Source organism: Arthrobacter sp. D5-1 (assembly GCF_017357425.1).
In the GTDB taxonomy this organism is placed as follows: Bacteria; Actinomycetota; Actinomycetes; order Actinomycetales; family Micrococcaceae; genus Arthrobacter.
The window spans coordinates 1205831-1227080 of sequence record NZ_CP014571.1; the positions used below are offsets into that span (position 1 = coordinate 1205831).

Annotated in this window: 20 protein-coding genes and 2 riboswitches; of the genes, 10 read left to right on the forward strand and 10 right to left on the reverse strand. The window is 64.2% G+C overall.

Annotation, left to right across the window (positions count from 1 at the left end; all coding sequences use genetic code 11):
• The first annotated feature begins 59 nt into the window (after positions 1–59).
• Positions 60–1142 (forward strand): ribonuclease HI family protein, encoded by a 1083-nt coding sequence (locus AYX22_RS05640; RefSeq protein WP_207596564.1) that lies wholly within the window; start codon positions 60–62, stop codon positions 1140–1142.
• A 105-nt stretch (positions 1143–1247) separates the two neighbouring features.
• Here AYX22_RS05640 and AYX22_RS05645 read toward each other — a convergent pair whose 3' ends face one another.
• From AYX22_RS05645 to AYX22_RS05660, 4 genes are all read right to left on the reverse strand, one after another.
• A complete protein-coding gene (locus AYX22_RS05645; protein ID WP_207596565.1) occupies positions 1248–1538 on the reverse strand; it encodes a WXG100 family type VII secretion target in 291 nt (96 codons plus the stop codon).
• 182 nt (positions 1539–1720) lie between these two features.
• Positions 1721–3184 (reverse strand): HAMP domain-containing sensor histidine kinase, encoded by a 1464-nt coding sequence (locus AYX22_RS05650; RefSeq protein ID WP_207596566.1) that lies wholly within the window; start codon positions 3182–3184, stop codon positions 1721–1723.
• Between the two features lie 2 nt (positions 3185–3186).
• Positions 3187–3897, reverse strand: coding sequence for a response regulator transcription factor (locus AYX22_RS05655; protein WP_026543233.1), 711 nt, complete (start codon positions 3895–3897; stop codon positions 3187–3189).
• Positions 3898–3965: 68 nt separating this feature from the next.
• Positions 3966–4601, reverse strand: coding sequence for a LysE/ArgO family amino acid transporter (locus tag AYX22_RS05660; RefSeq protein WP_207596567.1), 636 nt, complete (start codon positions 4599–4601; stop codon positions 3966–3968).
• Between the two features lie 68 nt (positions 4602–4669).
• Here AYX22_RS05660 and AYX22_RS05665 point away from each other — a divergent pair, with 68 nt between their 5' ends.
• Entirely contained in the window at positions 4670–5593 is a 924-nt protein-coding gene (locus AYX22_RS05665) for a LysR family transcriptional regulator ArgP (RefSeq protein ID WP_207596568.1), read from the forward strand.
• A 69-nt stretch (positions 5594–5662) separates the two neighbouring features.
• Complete coding sequence (locus tag AYX22_RS05670; protein ID WP_207596569.1) at positions 5663–5887, forward strand: hypothetical protein; 225 nt, start codon at positions 5663–5665, stop codon at positions 5885–5887.
• A gap of 16 nt (positions 5888–5903) precedes the next feature.
• Here AYX22_RS05670 and AYX22_RS05675 read toward each other — a convergent pair whose 3' ends face one another.
• The 5 genes from AYX22_RS05675 to AYX22_RS05695 all read right to left on the reverse strand — a co-directional run bounded on the left by AYX22_RS05675 (position 5904) and on the right by AYX22_RS05695 (position 13188).
• Positions 5904–8069 carry a multicopper oxidase family protein gene (locus AYX22_RS05675; RefSeq protein WP_207596570.1) on the reverse strand — a complete coding sequence of 722 codons (2166 nt, stop codon included), beginning with the start codon at positions 8067–8069 and terminating at the stop codon, positions 5904–5906.
• Between the two features lie 12 nt (positions 8070–8081).
• A complete protein-coding gene (locus tag AYX22_RS05680) occupies positions 8082–8555 on the reverse strand; it encodes a hypothetical protein (RefSeq protein WP_207596571.1) in 474 nt (157 codons plus the stop codon).
• Positions 8556–8756: 201 nt separating this feature from the next.
• Positions 8757–10415 carry a DNA repair helicase XPB gene (locus tag AYX22_RS05685; protein WP_207596572.1) on the reverse strand — a complete coding sequence of 553 codons (1659 nt, stop codon included), beginning with the start codon at positions 10413–10415 and terminating at the stop codon, positions 8757–8759.
• Between the two features lie 38 nt (positions 10416–10453).
• The gene (locus tag AYX22_RS05690) at positions 10454–12919 is read right to left on the reverse strand and encodes a helicase-associated domain-containing protein (RefSeq protein WP_207596573.1); all 2466 of its coding nucleotides are present in this window, start codon (positions 12917–12919) and stop codon (positions 10454–10456) included.
• A gap of 53 nt (positions 12920–12972) precedes the next feature.
• Positions 12973–13188 (reverse strand): hypothetical protein, encoded by a 216-nt coding sequence (locus tag AYX22_RS05695; protein WP_207596574.1) that lies wholly within the window; start codon positions 13186–13188, stop codon positions 12973–12975.
• 249 nt (positions 13189–13437) lie between these two features.
• Here AYX22_RS05695 and AYX22_RS05700 point away from each other — a divergent pair, with 249 nt between their 5' ends.
• The 3 genes from AYX22_RS05700 to AYX22_RS05710 are packed head-to-tail and all read left to right on the forward strand — an operon-like array spanning position 13438 to position 15807.
• Positions 13438–13821: a cold shock domain-containing protein gene (locus AYX22_RS05700; protein WP_089593906.1), complete on the forward strand. Its 384-nt coding sequence runs from the start codon at positions 13438–13440 to the stop codon at positions 13819–13821.
• A gap of 8 nt (positions 13822–13829) precedes the next feature.
• Positions 13830–14450, forward strand: a complete 621-nt coding sequence (locus AYX22_RS05705; protein WP_207596575.1) for a DUF3027 domain-containing protein — start codon at positions 13830–13832, stop codon at positions 14448–14450.
• A gap of 43 nt (positions 14451–14493) precedes the next feature.
• Entirely contained in the window at positions 14494–15807 is a 1314-nt protein-coding gene (locus tag AYX22_RS05710) for an MFS transporter (RefSeq protein ID WP_207596576.1), read from the forward strand.
• Positions 15808–15890: 83 nt separating this feature from the next.
• Here AYX22_RS05710 and serC read toward each other — a convergent pair whose 3' ends face one another.
• The gene (gene serC / locus AYX22_RS05715) at positions 15891–17021 is read right to left on the reverse strand and encodes a phosphoserine transaminase (protein ID WP_207596577.1); all 1131 of its coding nucleotides are present in this window, start codon (positions 17019–17021) and stop codon (positions 15891–15893) included.
• A 292-nt stretch (positions 17022–17313) separates the two neighbouring features.
• Between serC and AYX22_RS05720 the strand changes: the two genes are divergently transcribed.
• The 4 genes from AYX22_RS05720 to AYX22_RS05735 all read left to right on the forward strand — a co-directional run bounded on the left by AYX22_RS05720 (position 17314) and on the right by AYX22_RS05735 (position 21199).
• Positions 17314–18009 (forward strand): metal-dependent transcriptional regulator, encoded by a 696-nt coding sequence (locus tag AYX22_RS05720; protein ID WP_207596578.1) that lies wholly within the window; start codon positions 17314–17316, stop codon positions 18007–18009.
• A gap of 184 nt (positions 18010–18193) precedes the next feature.
• Positions 18194–18434: riboswitch (cyclic di-AMP (ydaO/yuaA leader) on the forward strand.
• 4 nt (positions 18435–18438) lie between these two features.
• On the forward strand, positions 18439–19269 hold the full coding sequence (locus tag AYX22_RS05725) for a M23 family metallopeptidase (RefSeq protein WP_207596579.1): 831 nt from the start codon (positions 18439–18441) through the stop codon (positions 19267–19269).
• Between the two features lie 124 nt (positions 19270–19393).
• Positions 19394–19575: riboswitch (cyclic di-AMP (ydaO/yuaA leader) on the forward strand.
• A 4-nt stretch (positions 19576–19579) separates the two neighbouring features.
• Positions 19580–20326, forward strand: coding sequence for a C40 family peptidase (locus AYX22_RS05730; protein WP_242703539.1), 747 nt, complete (start codon positions 19580–19582; stop codon positions 20324–20326).
• Positions 20327–20425: 99 nt separating this feature from the next.
• Positions 20426–21199 (forward strand): NlpC/P60 family protein, encoded by a 774-nt coding sequence (locus tag AYX22_RS05735; RefSeq protein ID WP_207596581.1) that lies wholly within the window; start codon positions 20426–20428, stop codon positions 21197–21199.
• Positions 21200–21250 lie beyond the last annotated feature (51 nt).

Here is a 21250-nt window from a genome sequence, read left to right on the forward strand (position 1 = left end):
TGTGTGGTGGGGCTCCTATCACGGATTCAGTGTCGGTGGGGTCTGGCAGGATTAAGGTCATGACGATTATTGCTGCCGCCGATGGGTCCGCCCTCGGCAATCCTGGGCCGGCCGGTTGGGCCTGGTACGTTGATGACTCCTGTTGGCGCGCAGGAGGTTGGCCGCACGGCACCAACAACCAGGGTGAACTCATGGCCGTCCTGGATCTGTTCCGTTCCACGGCACATGTGCCGGAGGAGGACTTGTTGATCCTCTGCGACAGCCAGTACGTCATCAACTGCATCAGCAAGTGGATGCCGGGATGGAAGCGCAAAGGCTGGCGTAAAGCCGACGGCAAGCCTGTGCTGAACGTGGACCTCCTCAAGGACATCGACCAGGCGATAGTTGGCCGAAAGTACAAATTCGAATGGGTCAAAGGGCACGCCGGACATGACCTCAACGAGGCTGCCGATGAGCGTGCACGCGCCGCAGCGACGGCCTACCAGCAGGGTGTCGCGCACCGGAGCGGCCCTGGGTTCCCTGGCGCCCCGGGGCTGGGAGACGCGAAAGGGCGGGACCAGGCGCAGCTGCAGTCGGCCCCTCTGGAACAAACACGCAGCCGGGCTGCAGAGCCCGTGGTTGCACGGGCAGCGGCTGCCTCTTCGGGGTCGGCGAACGTTCCCGGAGCAACAGTTGGTTCCGCTCCATCGAAGGCCGAACGCAGCACCCGCCCCCATTTTGAGCCAACACTCTTTGGCGAGGCCGGGATCTTTGGCCAGCCTGATCTCTTCAGCGAACTCGAGGATGCTTCCACCCAGGAGCTCTCCGCCGAGGAGACGGTGCTGGCCTTGGAACGGGAACTCCTGCGGCCCGACGTTCGTGCTGACATTGGCAGGATCGGCGTGCTGCTCCACCCCGACTTCGCCGAGATTGGCAGTTCGGGACGGTTCTGGACCCGGGACGCCATGATGATGGCTTTGGAAGAGGATCCCGGCGAACCCACTGACCTGGAGCTGCTCAGTGCGGACCGTCTCAGCGAGAACACTATCCTGCTGAACTATCGCAGCCTCGCCCACACGGGTTCAGCGCTGCGGAGCTCCGTTTGGATGTTGGACCGTGGCCAATGGCGGCTCCGGTTCCACCAGGGGACCTTAGAGAGCTAGGGACTCCGGAGAGCCAAGGACTCTGACCCGCAAACTCACGACCTGCGGGGCCGGCATGCACAGGGGGAAGACAGCCGGCCCCGCAGGAGCTCATGGGTGGGATCGTTAGTAGGCGAAGCGCTGGGTGTTTCCCTGCTCCACCTCGGAATAACTCGCTGCGGCCGAGGACAGTGCCAGGTTGATGGATGCCAGCGAGGCTTCAACTTTGCCCTGGGTAATGGACCATTCAAGGACCAATGACTGGAAGTTGGTGGCGGCAGATCCGCGCCACGTTGCCTCGAGTTCGTCCAGTCCCCGTTTCATGGCCAGCACATCAGAGCTGATGCGATCCACGGTTCCTTTGACAGTGGCCGACTTGAGCTGAAGCAGCTCGGTATCGACGGAGATGACGCTCATGGGTGGTGCCTTTCGACGAAGATGTTCCGCAGGATGCGGTGGGATGCGTGGGCCACACCATTGAGCCTAGGCACCCGCCTGCAGCCCCCGAACACAGCTTTGCCGCTATGTGGACAACTGCCGGATGACACAGTTATGTGGACAAACAGCGCACATCAGACGACTGTGAACCCGGGACGGCACTAGCTGGATACCAGCTCGGCCGGCTCCTCATGGAACGGAAGGCTGACCACCATAGTGGCCCCGCCGCCGTCGGTCTCCGTGACCCGCACGGTACCGCCGTGGGAGCCCACGATGGCGGCAACAATCGCCAGACCCAGTCCGCTGCCACCGGTCTCCCGGGTGCGCGACGTATCCGCGCGGTAGAACCGTTCGAAGATCTTGTTGGTTTCCGCGTCAGGAATACCCGGCCCGTGGTCGCGGATCTCTATCACCGAGAACGATCCCTCAGGCGTAGTTCGAACGCCGACGGCAAGTTCGATGGGGCTTCCGTCTGGTGTGTACCTCAACGCGTTGCCCACCAGGTTCCCAATGACTTGGCGCAGTTTGGCTTCGTCGCCTTGGACTGGAGCAGCAGTGGGGGAGGCTCCGTCGAGTCCTGTGAGCGTGATGCTCCGGTCCCCGGAGGAGGCCTTGGTGTCCACCATGGCGTCGTGGGCGAGGAGGTGCAGGTCCACGGGCTTGAGTTGAAGCGGCCGCTGCTCGTCCAAGCGGGCCAGCATCAACAGGTCTTCCACCATGGAGCCCATGCGCTTGGCTTCGCTTTCGATTCTGCCCATGGCCATCGCGATGTCTTCCTGCGACGTCAGGGCGCCGTGGCGGTAGAGCTCCGAGAAGCCACGGATGGTCACCAAGGGCGTGCGCAGTTCATGGGAAGCATCCGCCGCGAAGCGACGCATCCGCCCCTCGGAAGCCGCACGGGCCGCAAAGGAGGCCTCAATGTGCGCGAGCATGGCGTTCAGCGAACCGCCGAGCCTGCCGACTTCGGTGTGGGGATTGTCGATGTCCACACGCCGGGAGAGATCTCCCGCAGCGATGGCAGCAGCCGTCTTTTCCACCTTGGCCAAGGGGCGGAAGGACCGGGCCACAGTCCAGGTGGCGATGAAGAAGGCCAGTACCAGCGTCAACAGACCTACGCCTACCACTACCAGGACAGCGTGCTCCATCACTTTGTCCACCGGGGTGAGCGGCAGCCCGATGATGACCACGCCGTTTTGTCCATTGGCCACCACACCTACAGCTACTACACGCCAGTTGGTGCCTGCTGTGCCTCTGACCTGGAAGGGGGTATTGCCACGCTGTTTGGCCTCGGTCGAGGTGATGTTGGAGATTGCGGGACGGTCAGTCTGGCTGCCGCCGAACGGGTACGGATCAAGCCCGGGGACATACAGCGTCAGCGAGTAGTCCGTGGGCACGGCGGAGTCGTTGGGCGCGGTGGGGTTGGGCTGGGTCAACTTGTCAAAGGATTGTTGGTCCTGCGCCAGCGCTACCGCAGCCTTGAGTTTGTCGTCCACCTGGCCTTGCAGGTAGCTCTTGACGAGCGTCAGCGTTCCCGCGCCTGTTGCCGCCAGGGCCAACAGGAGCAGGCCCATGATGATGGCGACGAGCTGCGACCGCAGGGACGCCGATTTCCAGCGTTGCAGCAAGGTCAGCGCTTCTCTGCCGTTCGCAGCACGTAGCCCACGCCGCGCTTGGTCTGGATCAGGGCGGCGGCATCGGGATCGATGTCCACTTTGCGGCGCAGGTAGGAAATATAGGACTCAACGATCGACGCGTCACCGTTGAAGTCGTATTCCCAGACGTGGTCCAGGATCTGGGCCTTGGAAAGCACACGGTTGGGGTTCAGCATGAGGTAGCGCAGGAGCTTGAACTCGGTGGGGGACAACTCGATCACGGTGCCGCCGCGGCGGACCTCGTGGGCGTCGTCGTCGAGTTCAAGATCGTCGACGCGGATTACGGCGTCGTCATCTTCCAGCGGTTGGGTGCGGCGGAGGACTGCCCGGATTCGCGCCACTACTTCGTCGAGGCTGAAGGGTTTGGTGACATAGTCATCGCCGCCGACGGTCAGGCCTGTGACTTTGTCCTCGGTGTCGTCCTTCGCGGTGAGGAACAGGACGGGGAAGTGCTTGCCTGCGGCGCGGAGGCGACGCGTTACCGTGAAGCCATCCATGTCAGGGAGCATGACGTCCAGGACGGCGAGGTCCGGTGCGTGGAGGTCGGCCGCGGCGAGGGCTTCTCGGCCATTGGACGCGGCAACGACCTCGAAACCTGCAAAACGCAGGGACGTGGAGAGCAGCTCGCGGATGTTGGGTTCGTCATCGACGACAAGGAGCTTGGCTTCGGGGCCGTTCTTTTTCATGACATCCATGATGCTCCCAGAAACTGGGAGTTATCTGGACGCTGCATGTGAGCGGACTGCGTGGCTGGTTACGCCCCCAGTGCCAAGCCCGCCCCCAACGCCACCATGGTCACGGCGATGCCGCCGTCCAGGAACCGCCACGACAGGGGCTTTGCAAAGAAGCCGCGGAGAAAGCGGGCACCGAAACCCAGGGAGCAGAACCAGAGGATGCTGCCCAGCATGGCACCGGCCCCAAACCACCATTGCTGGGGCGTGCCCTGCGCGCTGGCTATTGAACCCAACAGGGCGATGTCCAGGTAGACGTGCGGGTTGAGCCAGGTCAGCGCCAGGACGGTGGTGACGGCTGCCGCGAGGCCGCGTTTCGCGCCGCCGTCGTGGGCTGATCCCTCGCTTGCAGTCAGCGATTGCGGACGCAATGCGCGCTTGGCGGCCATCAGGCCATACGTCACCAGGAATGCGGCACCCACATAGCGGAGGACGACGACGGCGGCAGGGGCTGCCGTAATAAGGGCACCGGTGCCAAGGACGCCGGCAGCGATCAGTATGGCGTCGGACAATGCGCAGACGGCCACGATGGGGACGATGTGCTCGCCGCGGATACCTTGTCGCAGCACGAACGCATTCTGCGCGCCGATGGCGACAATAAGGGCAAGGCCGGTGGCCAGGCCGAGGCCTGCGGAGTGGAAGAAGTCGATAAAGGTCACTCTTCGAAACTACGGTTCGGCCCATGTTTAGACCAGCTAATGATTCTGATGCCACGTAAGATTCCCTTATGCCCCAGTTTCCTTCCGAACAGTTGCTGACCTTTGCCACCGTCCTTTCCGAAGGGACGCTCGATGCAGCAGCGCGACTCCTGCACATCACGCCCTCAGCGGTGTCCCAGAGATTGAAGGCCTTGGAGCAATCTGCGGGTCGTGTCCTGCTGCAGCGGAGCAACCCGGCCAAAGCCACCGAAGCGGGCGAGGTGGTTCTCCGCTTGGCCCGACAGGTGGCGCAGCTCGAAGCGGATGCAGGAAGGGAACTCGGGCTGGGTGCGGACGGGGCGCAGCTCGCCGTGCCCATTGTGGTCAACGCGGACTCGCTGGCGGTGTGGTTCCTGCAGGCGCTGGCCGGCGTCCCCGACGATCTCAACGTCACGTTCGATCTCCACCGGGATGATGAACAGCATTCAACGTCCCTCCTGCGCTCGGGTACAGTCATGGCTGCGGTGACGGCGACCCCCGAGCCCGTGCAGGGGTGCCGTGTGGAAAGCCTGGGTATCATGCGCTACCGCGCCGTCGCAGCGCCGGACTACGTGGACCGGTGGTTCCCTGATTTCCCCCGAGGACTGGACGGAGAAGCCCTCAATGCAGCCCCTACGGTGGATTTCGACCGTAAGGACACCTACCAGTGGGCCTTTGTGCAGTCGTGGCCGGGGGCAGCCGGAAAACCAGTTACGGAAGGGCGCGGGCCCCGCCACTATGTTCCGGCCTCCCACGATTTCGGTGACGCGATCCGGCTTGGCCTGGGTTGGGGTCTGATCCCGGAGGTCCAATGCGGCCCCGATATTGCCGACGGCCGCCTCATTGAACTTGCCCCGGAGAGACCTTTTGATGTCCCACTCTATTGGCAGCGCTGGAAGACGGCTTCCAGGGTATTGGACGTTCTCAGCGATACGGTGCGTGAAGTATCCGCGCGGTACCTCAGCGCCGCCTGAACGAGGCGAAATCCGAACACGCCCAAGGATGCTTCCAAAAATGTCAGTGCCCCGTTCCACACTTAAAACATGGCAAACACAGCAGCTCCAGTCAGCATCCACCAGCATCAGGACACGGCGGACATCGAGTTCCACGTGACCTACCTCGACAGCGAGACGGGCAGGGTCAGGCGTGAGGACTTCCACGACCTCACAGCCGCCGAGCGCTTCGCCAGTGCCCAGCTTCGTGACGAGAATTGCTGGGCAGTCGTGGACCGCGTCACCGTCCAGCACACCCGCCGGATGGTTGCTTAGGCGCGGCACGCCCGCATTATTCAGGCCGGTTGCCCGAATGGCCGCCATGGACAAACGGCGATGACACGCCTTGGTACTTCAGCAGCATCATCATTCCTTCAGCTGCATGATCCAGGTTGTGGCAGTGGTCCATCCAGATCCCGGGGTTATCGGCGTGCAGCAGCAGCTCCCACACTTCGCCTGGCAGCACATCGACGGTGTCCAGGACAAGTGGCGACCCCGTCGGTACTACACCGTTCCTGCTGAGCACTTGGACATGGTGGCCGTGGGGATGCATCGGGTGGGGGTCCGCGGTGCGGTTCACCACCGTCACTTTCACGGTGTCACCCAGAGCCACATCGATGGACGGAACCAGCGGGTACGCCGCCCCGTTGACCGTAAAGGCGTAGCGCGGGATGCCGTTGACAAAGCGGAACTGCCGATCCAGCACAACCACCTCTTCCCGGGTGATGGCCACGCCATCTGAACCAGCCTTCTTGCCAACCAATGGTTTGCCATATTCCAGCAGGTCGAGCACAGGGGTGGTGTTGAAGACACCCGTCGGGGCTTTCCCAGGAACGCTCATCTCAGCCGCGCCCGACCCCGGGACACCCGATGGAGCTATCACAACAACAGCGCTGGACGCGGAGTCGGAGCGAAGAGCCACGGGCCGGTCCGTCATGGTGAAGGCGATGTCCACCCTGCCACCCGCCCCCAGGCGCACCAGCTTGCCGGACACCTCGCCAGGTTGGTTCACCTCGGTCCCGTCCACCGCCACCGCCCTGAAGGACGTCCCCTCCACGAGGTAGCGCTGCGGCAGGGAATCGGTGTTGATGAGCCGCATCCTGACGCTCGATCCCGGCGCGGCCGAGTACATGCTCTTGCGGTCTGAGGAGCCCAGCAACCCCAGACCGCTGAGGTCGTGACCGGCCACCACGATGTCCATTTCTGCGCGGGACACTGTGGGATCGTGCACGACGAAGGCGCCGTAGAGGCCCTTGCGGACCCCCTCGGCTGAGTCCTGGTGGGTGTGATACCAGTAGGTGCCGGCTTGGGCGGCCGTAAAGCGATAGGTCATGGACTGCCCGGGCATCACCGCATCCTGGGTTGCACCGGCTACTCCGTCCATGGCATTGGGGACGTCGTACCCGTGCCAGTGCAGGGTGACACCGGCAGCCACATCACGATTTTTGAGCTCCACCTCCATCACCTCGCCCAACGTGGCTTCCAATGCGGGGCCCGGAAGGCTGCCGAACGTCCAGGCTTCCGTGCGCTGGCCGGACGGCAGCGTCACCTGCTCCACCCGGGCCGTGAGTTCATAGCGCCGCAGCACGGGATTGGCAGGGGACTCGCCCAGAAGGCTGGTCACGGGCGTCGGATCCGCAAGGGTGGCGTTGCCACCCTCATGATGCCCAACGGCGGCCGCGATCACCGCACCGTCCGCTGACCGGCTCCCCAGCCAAGCAAAGACTCCGGAGCCAAGAGCGGTACACGCCATGAGCCCGGCTACCGCGGCAGCCGCCGTCGGACGCCTGCCCCATGGGGGAGGGCCGCTGGTTCGATCCTCAGGTCCTGGCGCAATGCCGCCCTCAACTCCCCTTTTTGACCGGTTGAGGCGGCGGGGGCTGGGGCGGTGGGGTGTGAACAGCGCGAGCTTGGCCAGCAGCACCGTCAAAGCCATCAGCGACAGCAGCACCGCGAGGCTCCACGGTGCCGGGAAGGGGCCGAGGATGAACGTCAGGGCGAGGGAAGCCACAGCCGATGCCGCTGCTGCCACCATGGCCAGGACCGTCCACTCCCGGGACCAGGCCGTTTTTCCCCGGCCCGGGCGGGGCGGTTTTGTCCCATCAAGTGAGGAGCCGGTGTTCCGCCTCCTCAGCAAGTACGGAACACCGGCCAGCGCGGCCCAAGCCGCGGGGATGGCGGTCAGAGGCAGGTTGATGGTTGTGCGTTCGCTGGCAAACCACCAACTCCCGGCCACCAAAGCAGGAAGTAAGGCATAACGCGCCACTGTCAGTGCGACGGCGGCAACCACCACCAGCACGCCCAAGCCGGCTGCCCGTGACGTGGCCATATCGCGGTTGGTGGTGGACCTGGTTGAGGAAGCAGTCAACCAAACAGTCAACCAAACAGCGGTGATCCAGGCGCCGGCCGAGAGGACGGACAACACCAAGTCAACCGCCAGCAGCTGTGAGGTGGTCACAGCTGCCGCTGGTCAGGCTGTGGTGGGCGACGTTGAAGCATCCGGGGATGCAGCTTTGGGAGGCAGCGGTTGTGGGTTGAGGGCTGCCGCTCGGGCGCGGTTGAACAGCCAATACGACATGAAGATCATCATCACGCCGACGATGGGGTGGATTGAGACCACCCACGAGCCCGCCGGGGTGATGAATTCCGGCGAAGAACCGGTCAGCATGCCGCCGATGATGAAAATGAACAACTGGAGCCACGTCAGCAGGAAAATGCCTGCAGCCAACCAGATCGTCCGGGATCCCATCCGGGCAATGGCAGCGACGATGGCGGCCAGCAGTGCTGAATAGCGGAGTACGTACTGACCGTTCACCGCGTGGTAGACGCCCGCTTCACGCTGGGCTTCGATGGTGTTCTGGAAATGGAAGTATCCGGCGAAGAACAGCTGTGCGAGTGCTGACAGCAGGACGATCGCGGAGAGGACCAAGAGGGCTTTGCGCATGGGGAATCCTCTGGTGGAATTTCTCAGATTCTTCTAGGCCTTCGAACCGCCGGCTCCCTGGCTGCGGGCTTCCCCCACCGCCGACGGCTGGCCGCCTGGATGCCTGGACCGGGGGCAACCATTAAGGGCGGAGAGCTTCACTTGGAATCGTAAAGTTGCTGGAGATGAATAGCAAGGGTTTGCCGCTTCACGCCAGCGCTTTTACTGTTCCTGCCCCACATCCTTGCCCACATCATTGGCATCCATGATCCGGTAGGCGTAGCCCTGTTCGGCCAGAAAACGCTGCCGTTTGGCAGCGAAATCCTGGTCCAGGGTGTCACGGGCCACCAACGAATAGAAGCGGGCAGCGCGGCCGTCCTGCTTGGGACGCAGGAGCCGGCCCAGCCGCTGTGCCTCTTCCTGGCGTGAGCCGAACGAGCCCGACACCTGGATGGCCACTGACGCTTCCGGAAGGTCGATGGAGAAGTTGGCCACCTTGGACACCACCAACGTGTGGATCTCACCCTTGCGGAAGGCGTCAAAAAGTTTCTGCCGTGCTTTGATGGTGGTTTCGCCCTTGATCAGGGGAGCGTCCAAGCGCTCGGCGATCTCATCCAACTGGTCGATGTACTGGCCGATCACCAGCAGCTGTTCGCCTTTGTGGACCGCTACGAGGTCTTCCACCAACTTGGTCTTGGTTTCCGAGGTTGCGCAGAGCCTGTACTTGTCCGCGTCGTCGGCCATGGCGTAGGCCACCCGTTCGTCGCGGGGCAGATCCACGCGGACTTCCACGCAGTCTGCAGGTGCGATGTAGCCCTGCGCTTCGATGTCCTTCCACGGTGCGTCATACCGCTTGGGCCCAATGAGGCTGAAGACCTCACCCTCACGGCCGTCTTCCCGAACCAAGGTGGCCGTGAGGCCAAGGCGGCGCCGGGCCTGGAGGTCGGCGGTCATGCGGAAGATCGGGGCGGGCAGAAGGTGGACTTCGTCGTAAATGATGAGTCCCCAGTCGTGCCCGTCCACGAGCTCCAGGTGCGGATACAGCCCGCCGCGCTTGGTGGTGAGGACCTGGTAGGTGGCGATGGTGACAGGGCGGACTTCCTTGACGGCTCCGGAATATTCGCCGATCTCGTCTTCGGTCAGGGAGGTCCGCTTGAGCAGCTCATCCTTCCACTGGCGGGCAGAGACGGTGTTGGTGACCAGGATCAGTGTGGTGGTGGAGGACGTCGCCATTGCGGCCGCACCCACCAGCGTCTTACCGGCACCACAGGGGAGTACGACGACGCCGCTGCCGCCGGCCCAGAAGTTCTCCGTAGCCAGCTTTTGGTACGGGCGCAGCTGCCAGCCACTCTCGTCCAGCATGATCAGGTGGGGCTGCCCATCCACGTACCCGGCCAGGTCCTCGGCCGGCCAGCCGAGTTTGAGCAGCAGCTGCTTCAATTGGCCCCGCTGCGAGGAGTGCACCACCACGGTTTCGCCATCGATTCTGGGCCCCAGCAGGGGAGCGATCTTCTTGGCACGGATGACTTCCTCAAGCACGGGGTAGTCGTCGGTGCGCATCACCAGCCCGTGCTGGGCATCTTTCTCCAGGCGCAGGCGCCCGTAGCGGGACATGGTCTCTGCGATGTCGATCAGCAGGGCGTGTGGCACGGGGAAGCGGGAGTACTTCAGCAAGGTGTCCAGCACCTGCTCGGCGTCCAGCCCCGCGGCCCGCGCGTTCCAGAGGCCCAATGGTGTCAGCCGGTAGCTGTGCATGTGCTCGGGGGCGCGTTCCAACTCTGCAAAGGCCGCGATCGCGTGCCGGGCCTCGGTAGCGAGCTCGTGGTCCACTTCCAGCAGGATGGTCTTGTCACTTTGTACGATCAGCGGACCGTCGGTCACTGTTGAATCCTCACTTGCGCAGCATCACGGCGCGGTTTTCATGAACGCAGTTCGCCTGCGGGTTCCACATCGATGATCCGGTGGATGGACAATACCCGTTCGGTGTCCTTCGCGGGGTCGAACACCCTGACACGTCCACCGGAGACTGATACAGGAACAACGGTTTCAGTGTTGGCATTCCCCAGGCTGTCCACCACATTCATGGTGACGGCCTGTTTGAGCCGGATGGCCGTTTGCAGGGTCTCCAGGCCAAGCTGCGTGGACGCTTCGCCCGCCGCTTCGGACCGCACTCCGCGGTGCTGCCGAAGGACCGACAACTGTGCATCAACGTCGTCGTCCGGGGGAGCCGTCCGCGGCGCGGTGTAGACAGGGCGGGCACTGCCCGGCACCGCTGTTGTCCGTTTGAAACGCACGACGGCGGGCTCGGCCTCTTGCACGGCCGGGGAAAGTCCCAGCTCGCGCAGCACGCGTGCGGTTTCCCGGGGGCTGGCTGAGGATGTCAGGACAGTCGGTGCAATGCGCACCAGGCTCAATGCCGATGTACGGGCCTCGCGCAGCAAATCGGTGATGGCAGTTTCGTCATCGCTTTGGATGAAGCTGGCACTGGTGCCGATCCGCAAGCGGCCATGCCGGGACGCCGTGTCCTGGACAAGGTACGCCAAGGGCTGCGGCACGTCCGTGGCCGAGTGCTCCCGAAGGAATGCCAACAGCGATTCCGCATCCTGTCCGGCGTCGAGCGCCCTGCGGATGGTGGCAGCAGAGAAACGGTAGATGGACGCTGGACCCTGGCCCTCGGCGTCTGCCATCAACAGCAGTGTCTCACTCAGTTCCGGAGCCAGGTAGCCGGGGGCCACGGCGGTGAGGTCGGCCTGCAGGAGGATGTGGTTTACTGCGGCGGGCAAATGCTCGCCGAGGATGGTCATGGCCTGTTCGGGTTGGCCCTCGGCAATGGCCGCACCCAACTGCGTCAACGCCCCGGAGCCCATCAGGCCCAGGAGCGTGGCTTCCTCAAGAATGCCGCGGACCAGCGAACTGAACCGCCGGGACATCCGCGGCTGCGACCATTCAGCCCGCTGCAGGACAGCCCTGGCGTCCAGGACGGGCGCTTTCCCATCCGGAGCGGCGGCTTCGGCCGTGAGTTCGTGCAGGATCTCGAGGACGCGTCGTCGGACCACCGGGGCATCAGGCCGCTGCGCTTCCGCGGACAAGGCATTGATGGTGGTCCCGGCGGCGCCCTGATGGGAGGCCGACGACGCGGGACCGGTAAGGGGCTGGCCCACCAGAGAAGGTGCACGCTCGCTGGCCAGCCAGGCATTGACCAGCCAAAGCCACTGTTCCTGCCGGGGGAGGTTGAGCCACTCCAGCGACGGCGGCTGCACCCACGTGGAGCTGTCCACGTCCAGGCGGAGCAGCCCGGCCATGGCGCACAACTCCAAGAGGACGGCGGTTTCATGGACGCCCATGCGGATGGACTCGGCAAGGCGCCGCAGTTCGCGCACACCTACACCACCGCTCCGGAGGGTGGCCAGGGGTTGTTCCCGCACAGCGAACAGCAGCTCGCCGGTCAGCCGCAGGATCTCCGCGATGGCTCCCATGGCAGCGTTGCGGCGCAGGGCAGCGCTGGTGTGGCCCAACTCGGGAACCGGTGGCGAGAGTGTGAAGTCATCCACAATGGCGCCGCCGCGAAGCGCAAGGCCCACACTGTGGGGCAGTTCCACGTGGCCGGCGTCCAAGGGGACCAGCAATCCACGCGCCAACAGCCAGTCGATGGGCCCGACGTCGTGGCTTTCGTGGGTGACCGACGCCCGCCGCTGTGCCTGGGGTACTGCGCCCATGGCCCAACTGCCGAATTTATCCAGCAGGCCGACGGTCCGGTCCGGCGCGGTGGCCAGGATGGCGCGCAGGTTCTCCGGTGTGGACGTCCAGCGCTGCAGGGCGAGCGCGGCATCCATGGGAGTGCTGGCGGGGTGGATGCCGGCGCCGCTTTGATGGAGTTCGGCTACCAACTGCACTACCCGCTGGGCAAAGGCCGGCTGCAGCCGAACCAGTTCCGTGTAACTCCTGCCCAGGCCTGCCGGGTAGATGCCGATGACATCCTTCAGGCTGCCCACAGGAAGGTAGAAACGCTGCCGGGAGGAGGTGGCCGGTGATCCGGCGGGTGGATCGGCACGGTGGATGAGGGCCAGCTCCTGCAGCTTGGCAAGGATCGGGTCCAGCGCCGAAAGAGTGGAGCCGGCAATGACCTTCTTCAGGCCGGCTGCTGAAATGCTGTGGCCTGTATCGGCGTTGGTACACAGATGCAGTGTCTCCAGGACCTGCATTTCGGGCTTGTTCAGCCGTTCCAGGGCCCGTTGTACACTGACGCGGGCGCTTGCCCTTGCTGCCAGGGCTGCGAAGTCCGGCGCCATGGGGGAGATCAAGTCCGGTCGCGCAGCAAACAAGGCCCGCAGCGAATCGTCGCTGCGCGCTTCCAGTTCCTTGCTGAGCGCGCGAATGAGGGACATCAATCCAACGTTACCGCCCCTGGGCCGCTGGTGCCTGCCGGCAGCTCAGATGGTTATTGCCGGCGGCGCTGGCGGACAGCGTCCAATACCAGGACCACTGCCAGCATGAATGCTGCGGGCAAGCCGTAAAGGGCAGTCGACGTAATCCATACCGGGGCCGTTCCGCTGTTGTAAGCGATTGCCATGACGGCACCGACGGCGGCCAAGGAGGCCACAGCGATCACGGCGGCGATGATCATGAGGGGGCGGCGGTAACCCGGGGAAGTCATGTCCCCAACGCTAGCAGCAGCGCCGGAACGGGAGGTATTGCTGCGTCATTGCCGCCCTTTGGGTGCAGCTCCTGCCCTCTGTGATCGCGGCGTGACCGCGGCAAGGCGGGAATAGCGGGCCGGGCAGGATAACCTTGAAGGAACAGACCAACACGGACCGGGCTGTCACCCTCGATCCCGCAGAACCCTGCGGATGCGGTGTCTGGCCCGACGTGTCTCCCGCAGCAAGAAACGAAGAAGGTTGATTACGTGCCTACCGGCAAGGTCAAGTGGTATGACAAGGAAAAAGGCTTCGGATTCCTCGCGGCTGAGGACGGCCAGGAAGTTTTCCTGCCCAAGACGTCCCTGCCTGCGGGCGTAACGGAGCTTAAGGCTGGAACCCGAGTGGAGTTCGGCGTGGCCGATGGCCGCCGCGGAGCACAGGCACTGGGGTTGCGCGTCCTGGAAAAGACGCCGTCCCTTGCCAAGGCCAAGCGGATGAACGCCAAGGACCTCGCCCCTATGGTGCAGGACCTTGTGACGGTTCTGGACAACCTTTCCGGTTCGTTGTCCTCCGGCAAATACCCGGACGGCAACAAGGCCAAGGCCATCAGCCTGGCGCTGCGCAAGGTTGCCGACGAGCTGGAAGCCTAGGACCGGCCATGACATCGGAATCCGCACAGGAAACAAAGGCCGGAAGGGGCGCCCAGGCAAACCCTGCAGCCGGCCCTGACGCTGCCCGGGCTCCTGGCATCGGGGAAGCCCCCGCGCGGAAGCCGGTTGCGGACAAGCCGCGCGCGGGTTTGCCCGTGTGGCGCACCGGCAAGCCGGATGCCTTCCTCGCTGCCGCCGTCGAGGTTGCCCGTGAGGCAGTGGAAGGCATTGCCAACCCTGGCGAAGTCGGGGCACACCTCGGTGCCAAGTCGGAGGGTGACCGTGTGGTGACCCACCTGTTTGAATCCAGGCTTGCCGGTTACGGCGGGTGGCAGTGGTACGCCGTGGTGACCCGCAACTCGCGGTCCAAGATCGTCACAGTGAGCGAGCTTGGCCTGCTGCCCTCCGAGGACTCCATCCTGGCGCCCGAGTGGGTTCCGTGGGCCAAGCGTGTCCGTCCCGAGGACGAGACGCCGTTGGTGGAGGAAACCGTGGAGGACGTCACGGAAGAGTCCGTGCAGGCGGACGAAGACGAGGCGACTGAGCCCGCTGAGGATGCCGACGACGCGGACGAGTCCGCCGAGTCCGACGATCCTGACGATGACCACGACGAAGCCGGGGCTGAATAAGCATTGCGGAAACCCGGGGTGACCAAAGTAGAGGCGGACGCTGATGTCCACCTTTAGGTCACTCGGAATCCTCAACTACCGCATCTGGTTTTTCGGTGCCCTGATCTCCAACATCGGCACGTGGATGCAACGTACCGCGCAGGACTGGTTGGTCTTTGACCACCTGACCGCGCACGACGCCGGAGCCATGGGTATTACCTTGGCCCTCCAACTGGGTCCGCAGCTGTTCCTTGCCCCCTGGGCCGGGCTGTTGGCCGACCGCTACAGCCGGCGGAAACTGCTCCTTATCACCTTGGTAGCCATGGCGCTCCTGAGTACGGGCCTGGGCATCCTGGTGTTGCTGGGGATAGCTGAACTTTGGCACGTCTATGTCTTCGCGTTGCTGCTGGGCATCGTGGCGGCCCTGGACGCTCCCGTCCGCCAGACTTTCGTCTCCGAGCTGGTTACCGACGAATACCTGCCCAACGCCGTGGCCCTCAACAGTGCCTCCTTCAATGTGGCCCGGATGATCGGACCCGCCGTCTCCGGCGTGCTGACGGTGGTGGTGGGGCCCGGCTGGGTGTTCCTTATCAACACTGTGTCCTTTGTTGCCATGCTCTGGGCGCTGAAGCTCATTCCGGCGTCCTCGCTCCGGGTCCAGCCCCGGGCTGCGGCGGGCAAAGGGCGGATCCGCGAGGGCCTGCGCTACGTCCGCAACAGACCCGATATCCAGGTGGTCCTGGCAGCCGTCTTCATTGTGGGCACTTTTGGGCTCAACTTTCCCCTCTTCATTGCCGCGATGGTGGGCACCCAGTTCGGGATGGACGCCGGCGCTTTTGGACTGCTGAATTCGGTCATGGCCATCGGATCCGTGACGGGTGCCCTGCTGGCTGCCCGACGCGGTCGGCCCCGCCTGCGGCTGATCTTCATTGCCGCCGGGGGATTCGGCGTCGCCAGCGCGTTGGCGGCACTGGCCCCCAACGCCATGCTCTTCGGACTGGCCCTGGTTCCCTGTGGCCTGTTCGCCCTGACACTGATCACCAGCGCCAACGGCTACGTGCAGTCCACCACCGAAGCTGTCATGCGCGGGCGGGTCATGTCCTTGTACATGGCCATCTTCATGGGTGGCACTCCCATCGGGGCGCCGCTGGTGGGGTGGGTGGCCAATGTTGGCGGGCCGCGGTGGGCCGTGGGCGTTGCAGCGTTGGCCGGCGTCAGCGCCGCCGTCGTGGGCTTGGCCTGGATCATCCGGGCAAAGCAGCTGCGGCTGCGTTTCGACCGCCGTGCCCGTGGCCTGCGCCATTTCCGGGTGGAGTCGTTGCTGGCCCGCCCGGTCACCGACGAGGACGACGACGGCGGCCCGGGGCCGGTTCGTTAGTCAGGCCCTCGATGGCCGCGGTGTTAAACGGCAGCGGCGCCGTCCGGAACATTCCGAACGACGCCGGCTGACAGCCTGTGGTGCTACTTCTTCAGTTCGCCAACCACGTAGTCGATGCTGGCAAGCAGGGCGGAAACGTCGTCCGGTTCAATGGCGACAAACGTCGCGATGCGCAGCTGGTTGCGGCCAAGCTTGCGGTACGGCTCGGTGTCCACCACACCGTTGGCGCGCAGGACCTTGGCGATGGCTGCGGCATCAATGGAGTCGTCGAAGTCGATGGTAGCGATGACGTTGGAGCGGTCTTCGGCGTTGGTGACGAACGGCGTCGCGTACTCCGAGGCCTCGGCCCAGGAGTAGATGCGGTTGGCGGAGTCCGCCGTGCGCTTGCTGGCGAAGTCCAGGCCACCGTTGCTGTTGAGCCACTGCACCTGGGCGTCCAGGGTGACCAACGTGGACAGGGAAGGCGTGTTGTACGTCTGGTTCAGCTTGGAGTTGTCGATAGCCGTCTGCAGGTCCAGGAAGTCCGGGATCCAGCGGTCGCTCGCCTTGATCCGTGCCGCACGCTCCAGTGCGGCGGGGGAGAAGAGGCCCAGCCAGAGACCACCATCGGAGGCGAAGTTCTTCTGCGGTGCGAAGTAGTAGACGTCAGACTCTGAGACGTCGACATCCAGCCCGCCGGCAGCAGACGTGGCGTCCACCAGGACGAGGGCGCCTTCGTCAGCCCCCTCGACGCGCTTGACGGGGGCGGCCACGCCGGTTGACGTTTCATTCTGGGGCCAGGCGTAGACGTCAACGCCGGCTTCGGCCTGTGCCACCGGGCGGGTGCCGGCTTCGGACTTGATGATGGAGGAAGCATCAAGGAACGGCGCCTTGTTGGTGGCAGCAGCGAATTTGGAACCGAATTCACCGAAGGAGAGGTGCTGTGCTTTCTTCTCTACCAGGGCGAATGCGGCGACATCCCAGAATGCCGTGGAACCGCCGACGCCGAGGACAACTTCGTATCCTTCGGGTGCACGGAAGAACTGGCTGAGGCCCTCCCGGACCGAACCTACAAGGTTCTTGACCGGAGCTTGGCGGTGGGACGTGCCAAGGATGGTGGACGACGCGGCAGACAGGGCCTCGATCTGTTCCGGACGGACCTTGGACGGTCCTGCGCCGAAGCGTCCGTCCTTGGGCAGCAGATCGGCGGGAATGGTGATGCTGTTGTCGCTCACGTGTGGCTCCAATGGGTATCGGCTAGAGATGGGTCGTGGCAGGTGGCATCAGCTGCCCCTTCGACACCCCAATTCTGCCTGACCCGGCGCGGAGGCAGGAACCTGTGGCCGTCATAGTCCGCCACGTGGAACGCAGGCCCACCATATGCGACCGGGATTATCCAGAGTAATTCCAAATAAGCTAGGCTGGTGGTTGGCGTTCATGGGGCGGCGGTCTACACCGCCCACCCGGCAAGGGACGCGGTACGGTGGAGATTACGCAAGGAACTGCGTTCGAGGAGAGCTGAGCTGGATGACGGATCTGATCGATACCACTGAGATGTATCTTCGGACCATTTTGGAGCTTGAAGAAGAGAACATTGTGGCTCTCAGGGCCCGCATCGCCGAGCGGCTGCGGCACTCCGGACCCACTGTTTCCCAGACCATCGGACGCATGGAGCGCGATGGCTTGGTGATTGTTTCCAATGACCGTCACCTGGAACTGACCGAAGCGGGGCGGAAACGCGCCACCGAGGTGATGCGAAAGCACCGCCTCGCCGAGCGTCTCCTGGCTGATGTCATTGGCTTGGACTGGGCCTATGTCCATGACGAAGCCTGCCGCTGGGAACACGTGATGAGCGAGCGCGTGGAGCGCCGGCTGTACGAACTCCTGGAGCACCCCACCGAATCCCCATATGGCAACCCCATCCCGGGCCTTGAAGCCCTCGGTGGCCTTGCCAGCCAGCCGTTCCCCCGCCTCGACGTCAACCTCCTGCAGGCCATGGACGGCTATGCACCGGATTCCCGCGTGGCAGTTACCCGCCTTGCGGAGCCCATCCAGGTTGAGCCTGAACTCCTTACCCAGCTGGATGAGGGTGGTATCCGCCCCGGCGCGGCCGTCTCGCTGGAGCGTGTAGGCGAGTACATTTCCGTCCGGGTCCCCGGCATTGAGGGTGCACTGGAACTTCCGCCCGAGGTGGCGGCGCACGTCTTCGTCTCCGTCGGCTGAGGCCCCCTTCCCTTCACCCGGTGTCATATCTCACTTTTGAGCTCCAAGCGCGCGTGTGACCTGCAGTTTTTCAGGAATAGTGATAAGGGGCAGCCGCGCCACGCCTGTTCCTGTTGATAACGAATTTATTACTGCGAGCCTTAATCGCCTATAGTTATCTACTAGCGCTGATACCAAAGCGTTACCTGTTCCGGAGCCGAGCTCTGCCAGCGGAACAGGTGTGCCATCCACCACTGGCAGAGGCGGGGGAACCACAAGCGGCTGTCTAAAGAAGCAGCCTTGGGGTGAAGTCCGCAGCAGAAGTGCCCATTACGCAAGTCCCTCTTGGGATACCTGTGTGCCGTGAGCGCTTCGTGCGGACCGGGTCTTTGAACTCTCTGACCCGAATCCGACAGCTAACTTCGCAGGCTTTTTAGAGAGGAATAGAGTTTGACAACGCAGAACGTCAGGGGCCGCCGCCGCGCGTCCGGCCCCGCTGCTGAGCTGCGGCCAGCCCGCGTCGTATCGGAGATCCGGCCACGCGACACCGAACGCCAGGTGCGTCGCCGTAAGAGCCCGTTGCGCCAGGTTGCCGATTTCGCCGCAGCCAGTGGTGTAGGGCAAAAGGCCGGAGTTGCGCTTGCCGCCACCGGACTTGCCCTGACTGTCGGTCTGCCGGCCACCAGCCCGGTCATGGCAACCTCGGAATCCGGTCAGACCGAGTCGGCCCTGGCCGTCACCGGGGGCAGCCAGCCCGAGGTTTCCGCCGCTGCATCAGCCAAGATCGACTTCAGCCGTGCTGCGGTAGCTACCGCCGCCGACCCCGACGGCAAGCTGAAGCAGCTGCTCAGTGCGCAGTCCGCCGACAGCATCCAGCGTGCCTCGTCCACGGGCACCATGGCCAGCCCCCTGGACACCCTGACCACGGCTTCCCCGTTCGGCTACCGCATCAGCCCCCTCACAGGTGGTGCCGGTGACTTCCACCGCGGCCAGGACTTCGTGGCCCAGTGCGGCACGGCCGTCCATGCTGCGGCCAGTGGCAAGGTCACCTTTGCCGGATGGCACGAGTACGGCGGAGGCAACCGCGTGGTGGTGGACCACGGCAACGGCCTTGAGACCACGTACAACCACTTGTCGTCCTTCACCGTCAAAGTAGGCCAGACGGTCAGCCGCGGCGACACTGTAGCGCTGAGCGGCACCACGGGCGCCTCCACCGGCTGCCACCTCCACTTCGAAGTACAGGTCAACGGTGAAGTTGTTGACCCCATGGGCTGGCTCTAAGTCCAGTTGATGGTTGTCTCTCGCATTCGTGACACACCCGTGACCTGAATGTGACATTCGCGTTCAACTGTTGTACCGTACAAAGCGCATCGGCTTTTTAGGGGGCCGGTGCACTTGAGTGGATTGCCTAGCTCTGCCACCACTCGAGGTCCGTTCGCATAAATCGTCTGGCAGGGGCGGGGGAACCACTTCTGGTCTTCGCAAGAAGGCCTTGGGGTTAAGTCGCAAAGCTTCCTTGAAGCAGCGTGGCCGGATGACTCCCATCCGAATCCGACAGCTCACCTCGCAGGCATTGGGAGAGGCTACCTTCGTGTCATCACGCACTACCCCTGCGCGCCACCGCGCCGAATCGGTTCGTACGAACCCCTTGAACACGCTTTCCAAGGCTGTTTCATCCAACGCCGGTACCGTTGGCCGCCAGGCCGTCGTCCTGGCAGCAGCCTCAGGCCTCGTCCTCAGTGTCGGTTTGCCGGCCCAGGCAGCGGACACCGACGTTTCCAAGTCGGAAGCCTCCAGCACCCAGCAGATGGTCACCACTGCGGTAGTCACCGCAGAGCCCACCGCCACCGTTTCCTTCGAGAGCCCCGTAGTGGCCACCAAGGAAGCTCCCAAGGTTGTGCAGCGCGCTTCGCAGACCACCCAGCGCACCGCGGCCAACGGCAACCAGGCCACCGCAGGCGCCGTGACTGCGAAGTCGTCCGAAGCCAAGGATGCTGCTTCCAGCGCCGCCGCTTCCGGCCTCGCCGCGATCGCCTACACCGGAATCGGCCACCCTTACGTTTGGGGCGGCACCACGCCCAACGGATGGGACTGCTCCGGCTTCACCCAGTGGGTCTACGCCCAGGCCGGCATCAGCATCCCGCGCGTCAACGCCTGGACGGCCATGAAGCCCACCAGCACTCCTGTCCCCGGTGACCTGGTCATGCAGAACGGCGGAGCACACGTAGGCATCTACGTTGGCAACGGCATGATGATCAGCGCATTGAACCCGGGACAGGGCACGCTCCTGCACTCGGCTGCCTCCACTGGCACATCCTCCTTCTTTACCCTCCGCTAGAAACAATCCGGTTCGGGGTTCGCCAGCATGCCCCCAAGTGCTGGCGCGCCAATGAGCCGCGTGTACCCCAACTGCACGCGGATACGAAAAGAGAAAACCATGACCAGTGCATCCAAGGTTGCACGGCATCGCGCTGAGGCCCCCAGGACCAGCTCGCTTGCCGTGATCGCCAAGGCCGTCAGTGAAAACGCCGGCGGCGTCGGCCGCCAGGCGGCTGTTATTGCCGCAGCTTCAGGCCTGGTCCTGACCGGCAGTGTTGCTGCCAACGCGGCCGACACCACCGTGGACCGTGAGTCCACCGCGACGTCCACCCTTGACGTCCAGTCGGTAGTCCAGGCCACCATCGCTGCGGACTCCACCGTTGCCATCTCCTACGAGCGCCCCGTGGTCACCACGGTGCAGGCTCCGGCCCCCGTAGAGAAGAAGGCTCCTGCGAAGGCAGAAACCACGAAGGCAGTAGAAAGCACGGCAACTGCCGGCAACGCCACGTTGGCCGTCAACACCGCGGCTCCTGAGGCAAAGGCTCCGGCCGCTGCAAGTGGCCTGGGTGCTGCAATTGCCGCTGCCGCCTATGCGCAGCTCGGCGTCACCCAGGACTGCACCATGCTGGTAACCAACTCCCTGGCAGCTGTTGGCATCAACTTCCACGACTGGCCGGCCGGCTACCTCTCCCTCGGCCGCACGGTCAGCGCAGCGGAAGCGAAGCCGGGCGACCTCGCCTACTACGCCAACGGCGGTCTGGCCGGACAGGCCCACATCGCTGTATACGTCGGCAACGGCCAGGCAGTCCACGGTGGATGGAACGGATCCACCACGGCACTGTTCAGCGTCAACGTAGGCTCCGGCCCGGTTTTCATCCGCGTGAACGGCTGATCCAGCCTTTGGTTTTGACAGCAACACCCCGCAGGCTCAGGCCGGCGGGGT

Bases quoted from the DNA above. Each gene is read 5' to 3' on its own strand.
- AYX22_RS05640 (WP_207596564.1), top strand. From the start codon at position 60: ATGACGATTATTGCTGCCGCCGATGGGTCCGCCCTCGGCAATCCTGGG.
- AYX22_RS05645 (WP_207596565.1), bottom strand. From the start codon at position 1,538: ATGAGCGTCATCTCCGTCGATACCGAGCTGCTTCAGCTCAAGTCGGCC.
- AYX22_RS05655 (WP_026543233.1), bottom strand. From the start codon at position 3,897: ATGAAAAAGAACGGCCCCGAAGCCAAGCTCCTTGTCGTCGATGACGAA.
- AYX22_RS05665 (WP_207596568.1), top strand. From the start codon at position 4,670: ATGCCCCAGTTTCCTTCCGAACAGTTGCTGACCTTTGCCACCGTCCTT.
- AYX22_RS05670 (WP_207596569.1), top strand. From the start codon at position 5,663: ATGGCAAACACAGCAGCTCCAGTCAGCATCCACCAGCATCAGGACACG.
- AYX22_RS05680 (WP_207596571.1), bottom strand. From the start codon at position 8,555: ATGCGCAAAGCCCTCTTGGTCCTCTCCGCGATCGTCCTGCTGTCAGCA.
- AYX22_RS05690 (WP_207596573.1), bottom strand. From the start codon at position 12,919: ATGTCCCTCATTCGCGCGCTCAGCAAGGAACTGGAAGCGCGCAGCGAC.
- AYX22_RS05695 (WP_207596574.1), bottom strand. From the start codon at position 13,188: ATGACTTCCCCGGGTTACCGCCGCCCCCTCATGATCATCGCCGCCGTG.
- AYX22_RS05705 (WP_207596575.1), top strand. From the start codon at position 13,830: ATGACATCGGAATCCGCACAGGAAACAAAGGCCGGAAGGGGCGCCCAG.
- AYX22_RS05710 (WP_207596576.1), top strand. From the start codon at position 14,494: ATGTCCACCTTTAGGTCACTCGGAATCCTCAACTACCGCATCTGGTTT.
- AYX22_RS05720 (WP_207596578.1), top strand. From the start codon at position 17,314: ATGACGGATCTGATCGATACCACTGAGATGTATCTTCGGACCATTTTG.
- AYX22_RS05735 (WP_207596581.1), top strand. From the start codon at position 20,426: ATGACCAGTGCATCCAAGGTTGCACGGCATCGCGCTGAGGCCCCCAGG.